Below are 1275 nucleotides of genomic sequence, written 5' to 3' on the forward strand. Positions count from 1 at the left end.
CTAGTGCGCTGACCACATACGTTTGCCTGGTTTGTTCATGCGGCTTTGGGGTGTGGGCGTCCCCAGCGTTGCTGGCGTTGGCTGCGGATGCGGGCGCGTTCGCGTCGTTGGGCGGTCAGCACGTCGGGGTGGCGGGCGTTGGCGTTGCGCCACCGCAGGTATTGCTGGAGCTTGCGGGCCAGGACGGTGTGGTTGGGGTGGTCGGAGTTGCCCATCACGAAGGTGCGCAGTGGCCCGAATTGAGCCTCGATCGGGTTGGCCCAGGACGCGCTGGTCGGGGTGAAGCACAGCTCGACCTTGTTCCTGCGTGACCAGGCGCGGATGGCGGGGGTCTTGTTCGAGGACAGGTTGTCCAGGATCACGTAGATCGGGGCGCCGTCGGGGCGGGCGGCCCGGATCGTCTTCAACGCCTTGAGGGTGTTCGCGCCGCCTTTGCGCTGCCGGTTGACGCCCCAGAGCTGGTCGTCGCCGAGGGAGTAGCAGCCGTGGAAGTAGCGGACGCCGTGAGTGCGGTGATAGGTCGCCGGCAGCCGGTCGGGCTTGGTCTGGGGCGCCCATCCGGTGCCGTGGCAGGGCCGGATCGACAACGGTCCGAACTGGTCGAAGGCGAAACACCGGTCGGGGAACCGGGTCGTCACCTCCTCGATCCGGTCCAGTTTGGTGTCCTTGTCGGGGTCTGTGGATTCCTTCCAGGTGCGGGTGCGCTGGAAGGAGATGCCACGACCGCGCAGGATCTGACGGAGCCGTTCCCGGCCGATCTTCACCCGGTGGACGTTGTTGTCGCCGAGGTAGTCGGCGAGCTTGCGGATGCTCCAGTGCGTGAACGGCCGGCCCAGCTTGGCCGGACGCGTGGTGGCCGCCTGGACGATGTAGTCCTCATCGTCACGGGTGATCTGGCGGGGACGGCCTCCCGCCCAGTTAGGGTCCAGCGCGGCCAACCCGCGCTCGTTGAAGGCGTGGATGACGTCCCGGACGGTGTCCTCATGCGCTGCCACCAGATGCGCGATCGCTGGAACCGTCGTGCCCGACGCCGACGCCATGATGATCACCGCCCGCCGGACGCGGATCGACTCATGCCTGCCCCGCCGCACGATCTGCTGCAGCTTGCGGCCTTCCTGTTCAGTCAGCCGCCGCGCTCTCACCGGCTCTGCCATCCACGACCTCACCCTCGACAACGATCACTCACCATCGACAGTGAACCCCACACGCCCCGACACAGCGGACGCCATCCGGCGTGTCACCAGACCCGGCGAACGTATGTGGTCAGCGCACTAG

General features: G+C 67.2%; 1 protein-coding gene. It reads right to left on the reverse strand.

Features of this window, described 5'->3' with window-relative positions; all coding sequences use genetic code 11:
- Nucleotides 1-35 precede the first annotated feature (35 nt).
- Nucleotides 36-1154: an IS630 family transposase gene (locus tag AB0L06_RS43515; RefSeq protein WP_500237641.1), complete on the reverse strand. Its 1119-nt coding sequence runs from the start codon at nt 1152-1154 to the stop codon at nt 36-38.
- Nucleotides 1155-1275 lie beyond the last annotated feature (121 nt).

This window comes from Spirillospora sp. NPDC052269 (assembly GCF_040679435.1).
GTDB lineage: Bacteria > Actinomycetota > Actinomycetes > Streptosporangiales > Streptosporangiaceae > Spirillospora.

What these genes read in the sequence shown, in the direction of transcription:
- AB0L06_RS43515 (WP_500237641.1), bottom strand. Translation starts at nt 1,154, where the DNA reads ATGGCAGAGCCGGTGAGAGCGCGGCGGCTGACTGAACAGGAAGGCCGC.